This is a genomic window from Limnohabitans sp. 2KL-1 (genome assembly GCF_003063435.1).
In the GTDB taxonomy this organism is placed as follows: Bacteria; Pseudomonadota; Gammaproteobacteria; order Burkholderiales; family Burkholderiaceae_C; genus Limnohabitans_A.
The window spans coordinates 78866-91192 of the sequence record NZ_NESL01000001.1; the positions used below are offsets into that span (position 1 = coordinate 78866).

General features: G+C 61.5%; 15 protein-coding genes. 10 read left to right on the forward strand and 5 right to left on the reverse strand.

Features of this window, described 5'->3' with window-relative positions; translation table 11 throughout:
* Nucleotides 1-19: 19 nt before the first annotated feature.
* Nucleotides 20-916 (forward strand): LysR family transcriptional regulator, encoded by an 897-nt coding sequence (locus tag B9Z47_RS00340; RefSeq protein WP_108329289.1) that lies wholly within the window; start codon nt 20-22, stop codon nt 914-916.
* A gap of 15 nt (nt 917-931) precedes the next feature.
* Here B9Z47_RS00340 and B9Z47_RS00345 read toward each other — a convergent pair whose 3' ends face one another.
* From B9Z47_RS00345 to B9Z47_RS00360, 4 genes are read right to left on the reverse strand one after another with little or no spacing between them, the layout of a single operon-like run.
* Complete coding sequence (locus B9Z47_RS00345) at nt 932-1255, reverse strand: nucleotidyltransferase domain-containing protein (RefSeq protein ID WP_199226231.1); 324 nt, start codon at nt 1253-1255, stop codon at nt 932-934.
* The gene (locus B9Z47_RS00350) at nt 1252-1677 is read right to left on the reverse strand and encodes a nucleotidyltransferase substrate binding protein (RefSeq protein ID WP_108329290.1); all 426 of its coding nucleotides are present in this window, start codon (nt 1675-1677) and stop codon (nt 1252-1254) included. The genes B9Z47_RS00345 and B9Z47_RS00350 overlap by 4 nt, the downstream gene beginning before the upstream one ends.
* 27 nt (nt 1678-1704) lie before the next feature.
* Nucleotides 1705-3294 (reverse strand): cryptochrome/photolyase family protein, encoded by a 1590-nt coding sequence (locus B9Z47_RS00355; RefSeq protein ID WP_108329291.1) that lies wholly within the window; start codon nt 3292-3294, stop codon nt 1705-1707.
* Nucleotides 3295-3296: 2 nt separating this feature from the next.
* The gene (locus B9Z47_RS00360; RefSeq protein ID WP_108329292.1) at nt 3297-3494 is read right to left on the reverse strand and encodes a DUF2256 domain-containing protein; all 198 of its coding nucleotides are present in this window, start codon (nt 3492-3494) and stop codon (nt 3297-3299) included.
* A gap of 87 nt (nt 3495-3581) precedes the next feature.
* On the opposite strand from B9Z47_RS00360, the gene B9Z47_RS00365 reads away from it, so the two are divergent.
* From B9Z47_RS00365 to B9Z47_RS00405, 9 genes are all read left to right on the forward strand, one after another.
* Entirely contained in the window at nt 3582-4205 is a 624-nt protein-coding gene (locus tag B9Z47_RS00365; RefSeq protein ID WP_108330000.1) for a glutathione peroxidase, read from the forward strand.
* A gap of 20 nt (nt 4206-4225) precedes the next feature.
* Nucleotides 4226-5545 carry an NAD(P)/FAD-dependent oxidoreductase gene (locus B9Z47_RS00370; protein WP_108329293.1) on the forward strand — a complete coding sequence of 440 codons (1320 nt, stop codon included), beginning with the start codon at nt 4226-4228 and terminating at the stop codon, nt 5543-5545.
* Nucleotides 5542-6318, forward strand: a complete 777-nt coding sequence (locus B9Z47_RS00375) for a DUF1365 domain-containing protein (RefSeq protein WP_108329294.1) — start codon at nt 5542-5544, stop codon at nt 6316-6318. The genes B9Z47_RS00370 and B9Z47_RS00375 overlap by 4 nt, the downstream gene beginning before the upstream one ends.
* Before the next feature lie 17 nt (nt 6319-6335).
* The gene (locus B9Z47_RS00380) at nt 6336-7595 is read left to right on the forward strand and encodes a cyclopropane-fatty-acyl-phospholipid synthase family protein (RefSeq protein WP_108329295.1); all 1260 of its coding nucleotides are present in this window, start codon (nt 6336-6338) and stop codon (nt 7593-7595) included.
* A gap of 5 nt (nt 7596-7600) precedes the next feature.
* The gene (locus B9Z47_RS00385; protein WP_233253598.1) at nt 7601-8239 is read left to right on the forward strand and encodes a chalcone isomerase family protein; all 639 of its coding nucleotides are present in this window, start codon (nt 7601-7603) and stop codon (nt 8237-8239) included.
* A complete protein-coding gene (locus B9Z47_RS00390; protein WP_233253599.1) occupies nt 8236-9615 on the forward strand; it encodes an MFS transporter in 1380 nt (459 codons plus the stop codon). The genes B9Z47_RS00385 and B9Z47_RS00390 overlap by 4 nt, the downstream gene beginning before the upstream one ends.
* Nucleotides 9616-9649: 34 nt before the next feature.
* Nucleotides 9650-10243, forward strand: a complete 594-nt coding sequence (locus tag B9Z47_RS00395) for a DUF3833 domain-containing protein (protein ID WP_108329296.1) — start codon at nt 9650-9652, stop codon at nt 10241-10243.
* A gap of 146 nt (nt 10244-10389) precedes the next feature.
* Nucleotides 10390-11160: an SDR family oxidoreductase gene (locus B9Z47_RS00400; protein ID WP_108330003.1), complete on the forward strand. Its 771-nt coding sequence runs from the start codon at nt 10390-10392 to the stop codon at nt 11158-11160.
* Between the two features lie 19 nt (nt 11161-11179).
* Complete coding sequence (locus tag B9Z47_RS00405; RefSeq protein ID WP_108330004.1) at nt 11180-11614, forward strand: nuclear transport factor 2 family protein; 435 nt, start codon at nt 11180-11182, stop codon at nt 11612-11614.
* 23 nt (nt 11615-11637) lie between these two features.
* Here B9Z47_RS00405 and B9Z47_RS00410 read toward each other — a convergent pair whose 3' ends face one another.
* Complete coding sequence (locus tag B9Z47_RS00410) at nt 11638-12327, reverse strand: substrate-binding domain-containing protein (protein WP_108329297.1); 690 nt, start codon at nt 12325-12327, stop codon at nt 11638-11640.

The window sequence follows — 12327 nt, forward strand, 5'->3', positions numbered from 1 at the left end:
TGAATATAGATAAAAATCTATGAACGTCAGCTTCCGCCAATTGCGACTTTTTCTGGCGCTGGCCGAAACTGGCAGTGTGAGCGCTGCGGCCAAGGTGGTGCACGTCACCCAGCCCACGGCCTCGATGCAGCTCAAGGACATCAGCGAATCGGTGGGCTTGCCGCTGTACGAGCTGGTGGGCAAAAAGCTTTACCTGACCGAGGTGGGCCAAGAGCTGGCGCAGACCGCGCGCGCTGTGGCGCAGACTTGGGACGCCTTCGAGCAGAACGTGGACGCGGCCAAGGGCTTGTCGCGCGGCAAGTTGCGGGTGGCGGTGGTGAGCACGGCCAAGTACTTCATGCCGCACCTGATTGGCAGCTTTTGCAAGCAGCACCCGGCCATCGATGTGTCGCTCGAAATCCTGAACCGCGACGGCGTGGTGCAACGCCTGCGTGACAACCTCGACGACCTGTACATCATGTCCATGCCGCCCAAAGACATGGACCTGGGCGACGAGGCCTTCATGCCCAACCCGATTGTGGTGATCGCCCCCACGTCCGACCCGCTGGCCAAACGCAGCGCCGTGCCTTTGCACGAGTTGGCAGAGCGCCGCTTCATCTTGCGCGAAAAAGGCTCGGGTACACGCATGGCCGCTGACCAATTTTTCCGGTCCATGAAGTTCCGCCCCGATGTGCGCCTTGAGCTGGGCAGCAACGAGGCGGTCAAGGAGTCGGTGGCCGGGGGGCTGGGTGTGGGCGTGGTCTCACGCCACGCCTTGCATGGCCATCAAAAAGAAAATGGCGTCAGCGTGATCGATGTGGCCGGCTTTCCCCTGCCCTCGGCCTGGCACATCGTCTACCCGGCGGGCAAAAAACTGTCACCGCTGGCGCTGGCCTTCAAGCAGCATGTGCTCAAGCAGATCAGTCGGCGCAAATGACCGGTGCACAGACGCTTACCGTTGGTAAATGACTTGCCCCACCCGGTCAATGTGATCGGTCAATTCGGCGTGGTTGAGTTGTGCGTACAGCGACAGGTCGATTTCATAAGGTAGCAGCAGATCGTCCAGGCTTTGTTCAATATCGCCCAGCAAGCCCATGTCGAGTTGGGCACCTTTGAGTGTCAAGTCGATATCGGATCCTGGCTTGTAATTGCCTTTGGCCCGTGAGCCGTAAAGAATCGCTTGTTCTATTTGCGGGTACTGCGCCAAGGTTTGCCGAATTTGCAGCCAGGTGTCATCACTCAGGCCGAAAGCCGTTGCACCGTTCTTTGGCATCATGCCGGGTCGCTTTCAGCCAGGTGCGCACTCAAGGTTTGGCGCAAAGCCACGAAGGCAGGGTAAAAGCGGGTCAAGATCGCGTGCGCTACGTCGTTGGCCACATCCAGGTTGTAAGTGTGTGATGTTTGGTTGCGTGCCTTGATCATGTCCATCCAGGCTTCGCCATCCGTGATCAGTTCGTTTTTGAAGGCTGAGCGACTGGCATCGCGTGAACCGATCAGACCGGTGATGCCTTTGAACTCCAGAAAATCCTTGAGCACGTTCCAGCCCAATTCATGGGTGAATTCAAAAGCCTGAATCAGGCCTTGTTGTTCCAGATTGCTTAAAGGTCGTTCTGTGGCCAAAGCAACAGCCTCGCCAAGGTTTTGCATGGCGCGGCCGTAATTGGCAAAACGTTGTTGCCAGCGGATGTCTTGGGTCATGGCCGAATGGTAACCAATCCTTGAGACTCAAACCTGATCCAGCCCCGCCCGTGTGGCATCTGCTTGCAGGCTGATCTTTGCTTTGTCGTCCTCGCTCATCTTGCCCACATGCTTGACCATGAGCGCGGTGCGCGGGTTGCCGGCAAAGTCTTGCTCATGGCGGATCAGGAAATCCCAATACAGCGTGGTCATCGGGCAGGCGCTGGGGCCGGTGCGCACTTCGGGCTGGTACCGGCAGCCTTTGCAGTAGTTGCTCATGCGGCTGATGTATTGGCCGCTGGCCACATAGGGTTTGCTGGTGAAGCGTCCGCCGTTGGCGTGCAGGGCCATGCCCAAGGTGTTGGGCGTTTCCACCCACTCCACCGCGTCCACGTACATGGCGCGGTACCAAGCGCTGACCTGCTGGGGTGACAAGCCCGCCAGCACCGCAAATTGCCCCGTGACCATGAGCCGCTGGATGTGGTGGGCATAGCCGTGCTGCAGGCTTTGGCCGATGGTCGCTTGCATGCAGGCCATGTGGGTGTCGCCCGTCCAGTACCACTTGGGCAGGTCGCGGGTGTGGCCGTAGTGGTTGGCTTCGGCCATGTGCGGCATGTCCAGCCAATAAACCCCGCGAATGAACTCGCGCCAGCCCAGCACCTGGCGGATGAAGCCCTCCACACTCGCCAGCGGCAAGCCCCGCGTGTGATAGGCCTGCTCGGCCGCTTCGATGACTTCGCGCGGGTTGAGCAAATGCAGGTTCAGGCTGCTGCCCACCAGCGCGTGCCAGCCAAAAGGCAGCGTGGTCCACATGGCGTCTTGCCAGGCGCCAAAGTTTTCGAGCCGCTGGTCGATGAAGTGCTGCAAGGCGACCAGCGCGTCTTTGCGGGTCACGGGCCAAGCGAAGTGATCGAGCGTGCCCGGGTGCCCGGCAAAGCGTGTTTGCACCAGGGTGATCACGTCTTGCGTCACGCGGTCGGGCGCAAAGCGCGCAGGCGGGGGCACGGTGCCGGGGCCTTTGGCCCCAAATCCTTTGCGGTTGTCGGCATCAAAATTCCATTGCCCGCCGATGGGCTCTTTGCCTTCCATCAGCACACCGTGGCGTTTGCGCATCTCGCGGTAAAAGAACTCCATGCGCAGCTCTTTTTTGTCGCCCGCCCATTTGGCGAATTCGGCGCGGCTGCACAAAAAGTGCGTGTCATTGACCCAGCGCAGCAGCACTTGGGCCTGCGCTGCGGCGTCTTCGATCAGCCGCTCCATGCGCCAGGCCCCGGTTTCCATGACCACCAGTGCCTTGGGCCTGTGGGTGTTCAGCGCGTGCGCCAGCCGTCCGGCAAAGTCGCCGGGCAGGCTTGATTCGTCCACCTTCATATAAGTACAAGGCCAGCGGCGGCGGTGGGCTTCGTTGGCGAAATGCCGCATGCCCGATAAGAAGATGGCAATGCGGGCCTGGTGGTTCCAGACTTCACCCGCTTCGCTGTCGGCCTCGATCATCAAAAGCCGGTCTTGGGCCGGGTCAAAACCATCGAGCGCCGGGCTGTCCCAGCCCAGTTGATCGCCCAGCACCAGCACCAGATGGCGGCAGGGCGTGAGCGCTTGGGGTGCAGGCAGGCCTGCAGTGTCCGTTTTGTGTGTCATGCTCAGCGCTCGGTGCGGGGTTGGGGTGGCGCTGAAGGGGCGGCTTTGGATTTGGCGGCGCGGCAGCGGTCGCTGCAGTACAACACGTTGTCCCAGTTTTTGGCCCAGCTTTTGCGCCAGCTCATGGCGCGGCCACAGACCGCGCAAGGTTTTTGCGGCAAATCCTGCTTGTTCCCTTTAAAACCCGAGGGTTTGGGCATGCGGTTCTCCAATGAAAATGGGGCGGCGTGACAATCCGCACAAACAAGTTTAAACTGATCAGTCACAAAATGAATTTTGAAGTGCAAATGAATCACTCTTGGGTAAATCACTGGGGCGGTCGCCTGATTTTGGCGCTGTTGGCGGCTGTTTTGGGCCTGGGCTTGGAAGCGGCTCAGGCCAGTACATCAGCAGCCCCGTCCACCAGCGCTACCCCCAGTGGAGCCCTTTGCCCCACCCTTCTGAACCACACGTTTGAGCGTTTGCAGGATGAAAAGCCCCAGTCGCTGTGTCAGTACGCGGGCAAAGTGGTGCTGGTGGTCAACACCGCCAGTTTTTGCGGTTTCACCTCGCAGTACAAAGGGCTGGAGGCGCTGAACACCCAATACAAAGACAAGGGCCTGGTGGTGCTGGGCTTCCCGTCGAATGACTTTGCGCAGGAAAAAGCCAGCAACAAAGAGATCGCTGACTTTTGCGAAAGCACTTTTGGCGTGAAATTCCCCATGTTCACCAAAACACAGGTCACCGGCGATGGCGCTGCGCCCTTGTTCAAACAGCTCACCGTACAAACCGGCCAGAAGCCGCGTTGGAACTTTCACAAATACCTGATCGGCCGTGACGGCAAGGTGATTGACCAATACAACAGCATGATTGGCCCGGAGAGCAAAACCCTGGTGTCGGCCATCGATAAAGCCCTGAAAGCCAAGCCATGAGCCCGACGACAAAGCCGCGCATGAAACTGGCCATCGTGGGTTCGGGCATTTCCGGCCTGGCCGTGGCCCACACCCTGAAAGACCACGCCGACATCACCGTGTTCGAGGCGGGCGATTATTTCGGCGGCCACACCCACACGGTGGACGTGACGCTGCCCACGCCGCAGGGCCTGGTGACGCACGGCGTGGACACCGGCTTTTTGGTGTTCAACGAACGCACCTACCCCAACCTGATCAACCTGTTTGCCGAGTTGGGTGTGGAAACCGCGCCGTCGGACATGTCGTTTTCGGTCAAGGTGCCGGGCGCTCTGAACGGCAAAACCCTGGAGTGGAGTGGTACCGACCTGAACAGCGTGTTCGCGCAGCGCGGCAACCTGGTCAACCCACGTTTTTGGCGCATGCTGGCCGATGTGATGCGCTTCAACGCCCTGTGCACCCGCATCGCCAAAGAGCAGCGCGAGAAAGAATTGCAGCAGCCGCTGAGCGAATTTTTGAAAACGCACAAATTCAGCGAGCCGTTTCGAGATTGGTATTTCCTGCCCATGCTGGGCTGCATCTGGAGTTGCCCGACCGATCAGATGCTGCAGTTCCCGGTGGCCACCATGATCCGGTTTTGCCACAACCACGGCTTGATTCAAGTGACCAACCGCCCGCAGTGGTTCAGTGTGGTGGGTGGTGCCCGCAACTACGTTGAGAAGATTTTGGCGGGCGTGCACGACAAACGCTTGAACACCCCCGTGCGCCTGATCGAGCGCGATGCGCAAGGCGTGCGCATCATCACCGACGGCCATGCCGAGCGCTTTGACCAAGTGGTCATTGCCACCCACACCGACCAGGCTTTGAGTTTGCTGCGCGCACCCAGCACGTACGAGCGCAGCCTGCTGGGTGCCATCCGCTACCAGGACAACCGCGCCGTGCTGCACACCGATGCCAGCGTGCTGCCCGCCAACCCCAAGACCTGGGCCGCGTGGAACTACGAACGCGCCGCCAGCAGCGAGCGCGAATCCTCGCGCGTGTGTCTGCACTACCTGCTCAACCGTTTGCAACGCATCCCGTTTGCCCAGCCCGTGGTGGTCTCGCTCAACCCGCTGCAGGCCATTGACCCGGCCACCATCGTGGGTGAATACGACTACGCGCACCCCGTGTTTGACCTGGCCGCCATCGAGGCGCAAAAGCGCCTGCCCTTGCTGCAAGGCCAGCAGCACACTTGGTATGCCGGGGCTTGGACAGGTTATGGCTTCCACGAAGACGGCCTGAAGTCGGGCCTGCAAGTGGGCCGCGCCCTGCTCAAACTCATTCACGAACAGGCCAGCCCTGTTCAGGACAGACTGGCTGCATGAAGCCTGTCACCGCGCTCATCGGCTGGGGCCAGGTGCGGCACACGCGGCATCGTCCCGCGCACCACGCCTTCGTCTACCCGACGGCGTTTTTGATGTTGCCCATGCGCAGCGTGCAGGCGAGCGCGTGCCGCACCGATCTGGCCATCAACCGCAGCGCCTGGTTCGCCTTCCATGACGCTGACCACGGGGATGGCCGCCCGGCCGAGAGAGGCGGGGCGCTGGCCTGGCTGGACGAATTGCTGCAAAAAGAAGGCATCCATGACGCCACAGGCGAGGTCTGGCTGCAGGCCTTTCCTCGGGTGCTGGGCCATGCCTTCAAGCCCGTGAGCTTTTGGTACGCGCACCGCGCCGATGGCAGCCTGGCCGCCATCGTGGCCGAGGTGAACAACACCTTTGGTGAGCGCCACTGCTACCTGCTGCCCGAACCGCCCTACGGCCAAACGATCCTCGCCAATAAGGTGTTCCACGTCTCGCCCTTTTGCGATGTGCAAGGCGAGTACCGTTTCCGCTTCATGCGCACGCAACACAATGGCCAAGACCGCATCGTGGCGCGTGTGGACCACGCCGATGCCGACGGCCCCTTGATCGACACCAGCTGGAGCGGCGTGCTGGAACCCGCCACCGCAGCCGCCTTGCGCCGCGTGATGTGGCGCTTTCCGCTGCTGACCTTTGGCGTGGTGGCCCGCATCCATTGGCATGCGCTTTTGCTGTGGCTGAAAAAAGTACCGTTTTGGCGCAAGCCCGAACCCCCTCGCGATTTTGTGACCCGATGAACACTGGACCCCACCGGATGCCCACCACGATGAAGACCGCCAACCCTGCCACTGCTTTGGGTGCATCCAGCGCCGCAGCGCAGATCCCGCACGCGAGCTTGCCCAAAGCCGCCACACGTTTGTTGGGATTGCTTGCACGCCTGAAAATCGGCACCCTCACCCTGCACGCGCCCGATGGTAATTTTCAGGTGTTTGGCACGCACGAGGCCCCGTTTGCGGCCCTGCACATCCACCGCTGGTCGGTCTGCGCCGAGGTGCTCAAGTCGGGCGACATCGGCTTTGCCGAAGGCTACATGGCAGGCGACTGGGACACACCCGATCTGGCAGGTTTGCTGCGCCTGTTGATCGCCAACCGCACGCAAATTGAGGGCGCGATTTACGGTCATTGGCTCGGGCGTTTGCTCTACCGCGTCAAGCACCTGCTCAACCGCAACAACCGCAGCAACAGCCGCAAGAACATTCACGCGCATTACGACCTGGGCAATGCGTTTTACGAGCTGTGGCTGGACGGCACGATGAACTATTCGTCGGCCTGGTTTGAAGGCGACCATACGCAAGACATGGCCGAGGCTCAAAAAGCCAAAGTGCGCCGCGCCCTGCGCATGGTGAATGCCCAGCCGGGTGACCGCGTGCTGGAGATCGGTTGCGGCTGGGGTGCTTTGGCCGAATCGGCCACCACCGAATTTGGTGCCCACATCACAGGCGTGACGCTGTCGACCGAGCAGCTGGCTTTTGCCCAGACCCGCATGCAATCGCATGGCGTGCAGCAAAGCGCTGACTTGCGCTTGCAAGACTACCGCGACATCAACGACGGCCCGTACGACGCGATCTGCTCGATCGAGATGATCGAGGCGGTGGGGCAAGAATATTGGCCCACCTACTTCCAGACGGTGAGCCGTTTGCTCAAGCCCGGTGGCCGTGCTTGTATCCAGAGCATCACCATCGACGACGCACTGTTCGAGCGTTATTTGAATTCCACCGACTTCATCCAGCAGTACATCTTTCCGGGCGGCTGCTTGCCCAGCCCCAGTGAGTTCCGCAAGCAGGCCCAGGCTGCGGGGTTGCAGGTGGTGGATGAGCTGAATTTCGGTCCCGACTACGCCGAGACGCTGCGCCGTTGGCGCGAGAGTTTCATGGCGCAACTGGGCACGGTGCGGACCTTGAAATTTGACGAGCGCTTTATCCGCTTGTGGGCTTTTTACCTGGCGTACTGCGAAGCCGCGTTCGATGAGGCCAACATCGACGTGATCCAGTTCACTTTGGCCAAACCGGGTTGATCTTCATGCGCGCCATGACCTGCACGCCGATGGCTTTGACCAACCAGCGGGCCACAGGCCCCGGTTGGCGGGGCTGGTGTCTGTGCTGTGGGCTGAGCGCGCTGTTGTTCGGTGCCGCGCCCTTGCAGGCTCAAGCTCTGGCGTCTGCGCCCAACAGCCCGATTGCCGAATTCAAGCGCCCCGAAGTCAGCGCCTTGTCTGGGGCCGTGCCAACGGCACCTGTGCGTTTGCGAGTTTGGGGTTTTGAGGTGTACGACGCGCGCTTGTGGACGCCTGCGACCTTTCGGCACAGCCAATATGCGCAGCACCCCTTTGCGCTGGAGTTGCAGTACCTGCGGCGGCTGGAAGGCGCAGCCATTGCCAGTCGCTCGATCGACGAAATGCGCCGTGTGGGCAAATTCACTGAAGCCCAGGCCCAAATCTGGCAATCGGCCATGCGGGCACTGTTTCCCAACGTGGGCGCTGGCGAGCGCATCACGGGCATCAACCTGCCGGGCGTGGGGGCCGAGTTCTGGGTCAATGGCCAGCGCGTGGGCACGGTCAATGACAGCGACTTTGCGCGCCTGTTTTTTGGCATCTGGCTGGATGAACGTACCTCCGAGCCCAAGATGCGCAGCCAGTTGTTGCAAGGCCTGACGCCATGAGTGACGGGCCTGCACTGCTGACCCCGCTGCGCAATCCCGGTACGGCCCCGTCGCAGTCCCCGTCCAGGGTGACCGTCTCCACGGTCGCGTCTTATGGCGTGTTGGGTTTGCCTTTGGCCTTTGTGGCGTTGCCGGTCTATGTGCATCTGCCCAATTTGTACGCCCAGCAATATGGCGTGCCGCTGGCGGCGTTGGGCGGTGTGCTGCTGCTCAGTCGCAGCATCGACGCGGTGGTGGATCCGTGGCTGGGTCGCTGGGGTGACCGGTTGTACCGACATTCGTGGCGGGCTGTTTGGCTGGCTGCGTTGTTGCTGGCGCTGGCCGTCGCTTTGGGTTTTGCGGCCTTGTTTTTTCCACCCGCAGCGGCTTTGTCGCCCATGGGTTTGCTGGTGTGGGTGGGTGCAGCGCTGACGCTCAGCCACCTGGCCTACAGCGGGCTGGGCATCTTGCACCAGGCCTGGGCAGCGCTGCAGGGCGGGGGCGGTCTCGCGCAAAGCCGTTGGGTCGCCTGGCGCGAAGGCTTTGCGCTGGTGGGGGTGTTGCTGGCGTCGGCTTTGCCCGCACTGTGGGGCTGGGGGCTGACCACTGCTTTGCTGGTCGTGATGCTGGCGCTCGGTTTGTTCGCCTGGCAGCGCACGGCTCAATCTGCTTGGACACTGGATGCGGATGCGGATGCGCAAGCGCAGGCCAGGCTTGCGGCCAGCAGCCTCTGGCAGCCGTGGAAATATGCAGGCTTTCGTCGCCTGTTGACGGTGTTCATGCTCAACGGCCTGGCCAGCGCCGTGCCCGCCACGTTGGTGCTGTTTTTTGTACAAGACCTGTTGCAAGCGCCCAAGGCCATGGAGCCATTGTTTCTGGGTTTGTACTTCGCTGCCGGGGCCTTGTCGTTTCCACTGTGGCTGAAGGTGATCGACCGCATCGGGCTATTGCGCACCTGGGCCACGGGCATGGCTTTGTCGGTGTTGGCTTTTGTCAGCGTGGTCACCTTGGGCGCGGGTGACACCATCGGCTTTTTGGTGGTTTGCGCCTTGTCAGGTATGGCGCTGGGTGCCGATCTCACCGTGCCCGGTGCCCTGCTCAACCAGCTCATTGACCGCTGCGGCGAGCGGGGCCGCACAGACGGTGCGTTCATGGGCTGGTGGAATTTGGCGACCAAACTCAATCTGGCTTTGGCCGCTGGGCTGTCCTTGCCATTGCTCGGCCTGTGGGGTTATGCCCCGGGACGGCAAGACGCCGATGCCGTGCTGGCACTGGGCTTGGCCTATGGCTTGCTGCCTTGCGTGTTCAAGTTGCTGGCTGGGCTGGTTTTGTATGCAGGCCTGATGCGTCGGCCTGATTTGATTTCGGGGCCCGACACGGCCCACCCTTCGGCATGAAGCCGCTTTGACATTCGACAACGGGAGCCTCCCCATGAGCCCACACAACGCCATGATCCACCGCCGTACCGCTCTGACCCGTCTGGGCGCTTTGTCCGTGGTGGCGACCACGCCATTCCTGGCCAGCTGCGCCGGGCCGCAGGTGCAAAACTACGCGCAAGAAAAACCGCAACTGGACTTGCGTACTTACTTCAACGGCACCATCGATGCCTGGGGTGTGTTCACCGACCGCAGTGGCCAAGTCGTCAAGCGCTTCACGGTGGTCATGGACTGCAACTGGAATGGTGACGAAGGCGTGCTGGACGAAGCCTTTGTCTACTCAGACGGGACGAAGCAGCGCCGCATCTGGAAACTCAAGGCTGGGCCGAACGGTGTCTACACCGGCCGCGCCGACGACGTGGTGGGCGAGGCCTCGGGCCAGGTCAGCGGCAACGCTTTCCGCTGGGGCTATACGCTGGCGCTGCCAGTCGATGGCCGTGTCTGGCATGTTGATTTTGATGACTGGATGTACCTGATGGACGAGCGCGTCATGCTCAACAAAGCCACCATGAGCAAATGGGGCGTGAAGCTGGGCGAGGTCACTTTGTCGTTCACGCGCCGCACGCCTTTGGCGGCGAAGTCGGGTTGATGCGCATGGCACCCAACACATCCCATGCGAGTCTGAATACTGCGGCTACGGTGCTTGCCCATGCAAGGCCTTCGGCCGACATGGCCATGCCCAAAGTGGGCCCGCAAACTTACGCCCCCCAAGCCAAAGCGCAGGTCCGCCGTTGGCTGCAATTGAACACGCCCATGACCCATTGGCAGGGCCGCCGGGTCTGGTTGGTCGGCGCGTCAACGGGCATTGGTCTGGCCTGTGCGCGGGCGCTGCGTGCAGCCGGGGCCCAGGTGGTGGTATCGGCCCGTAACCCGCAAGGCGTGCAGGACTGGGCCTTACAGGATGAAGGCGTGCAATGGCGTGCGCTGGATGTGAGCGACCCGGCCCAGGTGCAGGCCACGGTCCGCGCCCTGCTGGCCGAAGGCCCACTCGACATGGTGGTGTATGCGGCCGGCTACTACCGCGCTCAACGCGCCACGGCCATGGACATCGATGACTTGTTGCAGCACGACAAGGTCAACTACCAGGGTGCCTTGCAGGTCATTCATGCGGTGCTGCCCGGTATGCTGGCGCGCCAAAGTGGGCACATCAGCCTGCTCAGCAGCGTGGCCGGCTGGCGTGGCCTGCCCAATGGCTTGGCCTATGGCCCAACCAAAGCCGCCCTGACCCATTTGGCCGAGACCCTCTACATGGACCTGCAAGACCAGGGCATCGGGGTGAGCGTGGTCAACCCCGGTTTTGTGGCTACGCCGCTCACCGCGCAAAACCAGTTCACCATGCCCGCCCTCATCAGCCCCGAGCAAGCCGCACGCGAGATGCTCAAGGGCTGGGCGCAAGGTCAGTTCGACATCCATTTCCCCAAGCGCTTCACGCTGTGGCTCAAGCTGCTGCGCCTGCTGCCCTACCGCCTTTACTTTCCGCTGGTGCGCAAGTTCACCGGTTTGTAAGACTGCATTGAAAGCCACCATGGACACCCGACAAGCCACGCAACAGCTGGCCGCATTTTTTGAAACCCTGTCCCCGCAAAGCGTGTCGCAGCTGCACACGCTCTACGATGCACAAGCGCGCTTCAAGGACCCGTTCAACGAGGTGCAAGGCTTGCCGGAGATCGAGCGCATTTTTCGGCACATGTACGAGGCACTCGACCAGCCGCACTTCGTCATCACCGGCCAGTTGGTCGATGGTGCGCAAGCCTTCCTGACCTGGGAGTTCCGTTTTCGCTTCAAGCGGTTTGACACCACCACTTTGCAAGCCGTGCGCGGCGGCAGCCACGTGGTGTTCAATGAACAAGGCTTGGTGACCTTGCACCGTGACTACTGGGATGCGGCAGAAGAACTGTATGAGAAATTGCCGGTGGTGGGCGGCGTGATGCGTTGGCTCAAGAAACGCGCTAACACCTGAAGCTGTTCAGAAAGTCCGGGTGCTCAAAATTCAAAGCCACCGTGTTTGCGCACGGCTTCGGATGTAGGCCCACTGAGCAAATCTGCCAACAGTTGGGCTTGTTGAAGGTTTTTGGTCTGGGTGCAAATGCCCAGCGTGTAGTCGGTGCTCAGTTCGAACTCCGCAGGCAACACGTCCACCAGGTCCACGCCTTCGGTGTAGTTGATTTCGGTCACCTGCGTGCAGCCGATCAAACCGCTTTCCTGGCTTTTGGCCATTTCGCCCATGGCGGTGGCGCCATTGGGGAACACGCGGAATTTGCTGCGCAGGCTTTCATGAAGCCCCAGCGTCTTGAGCACGTTCATGAAGTGGATGCCGGCCGTGGCCTTGTCGGGGTCTGGAAAGTAAATGCCTTGCGCGGCGCTCATGGCGGCGTGCAATTCGGCGCGAGTGCGCACGGGCGGGTGTGGCGTGCCGCTGCGCACGGCCACACCGGTCTTGACCAGGCCGAGCGAGCGTTCGCTGCCGGGTTCCACATGGCCCGAAGCGATCAGCTGCTCGATCAGGGGCTTTGTCAGAATCACCACATCGCAGGGCGCGCCGCCCAGCAGTTGGTCGCGCATCATGCCGACCGCGCTGAAGGTTCCCTCAATGCGGCTGCCCGTGGTTGTTTCGAATTCGGCCTGAATGCCTTTGACCACCGCTGCGGCTGCGCCGCCACTCAATACATGCAT

Excerpts from the sequence above, each read along its gene's own strand:
- B9Z47_RS00340 (WP_108329289.1), top strand. The coding sequence starts at position 20 with ATGAACGTCAGCTTCCGCCAATTGCGACTTTTTCTGGCGCTGGCCGAA.
- B9Z47_RS00345 (WP_199226231.1), bottom strand. The coding sequence starts at position 1,255 with ATGATGCCAAAGAACGGTGCAACGGCTTTCGGCCTGAGTGATGACACC.
- B9Z47_RS00350 (WP_108329290.1), bottom strand. The coding sequence starts at position 1,677 with ATGACCCAAGACATCCGCTGGCAACAACGTTTTGCCAATTACGGCCGC.
- B9Z47_RS00355 (WP_108329291.1), bottom strand. The coding sequence starts at position 3,294 with ATGACACACAAAACGGACACTGCAGGCCTGCCTGCACCCCAAGCGCTC.
- B9Z47_RS00360 (WP_108329292.1), bottom strand. The coding sequence starts at position 3,494 with ATGCCCAAACCCTCGGGTTTTAAAGGGAACAAGCAGGATTTGCCGCAA.
- B9Z47_RS00365 (WP_108330000.1), top strand. The coding sequence starts at position 3,582 with ATGAATCACTCTTGGGTAAATCACTGGGGCGGTCGCCTGATTTTGGCG.
- B9Z47_RS00370 (WP_108329293.1), top strand. The coding sequence starts at position 4,226 with ATGAAACTGGCCATCGTGGGTTCGGGCATTTCCGGCCTGGCCGTGGCC.
- B9Z47_RS00375 (WP_108329294.1), top strand. The coding sequence starts at position 5,542 with ATGAAGCCTGTCACCGCGCTCATCGGCTGGGGCCAGGTGCGGCACACG.
- B9Z47_RS00380 (WP_108329295.1), top strand. The coding sequence starts at position 6,336 with ATGCCCACCACGATGAAGACCGCCAACCCTGCCACTGCTTTGGGTGCA.
- B9Z47_RS00385 (WP_233253598.1), top strand. The coding sequence starts at position 7,601 with ATGCGCGCCATGACCTGCACGCCGATGGCTTTGACCAACCAGCGGGCC.
- B9Z47_RS00390 (WP_233253599.1), top strand. The coding sequence starts at position 8,236 with ATGAGTGACGGGCCTGCACTGCTGACCCCGCTGCGCAATCCCGGTACG.
- B9Z47_RS00395 (WP_108329296.1), top strand. The coding sequence starts at position 9,650 with ATGAGCCCACACAACGCCATGATCCACCGCCGTACCGCTCTGACCCGT.
- B9Z47_RS00405 (WP_108330004.1), top strand. The coding sequence starts at position 11,180 with ATGGACACCCGACAAGCCACGCAACAGCTGGCCGCATTTTTTGAAACC.
- B9Z47_RS00410 (WP_108329297.1), bottom strand. The coding sequence starts at position 12,327 with ATGCATGTATTGAGTGGCGGCGCAGCCGCAGCGGTGGTCAAAGGCATT.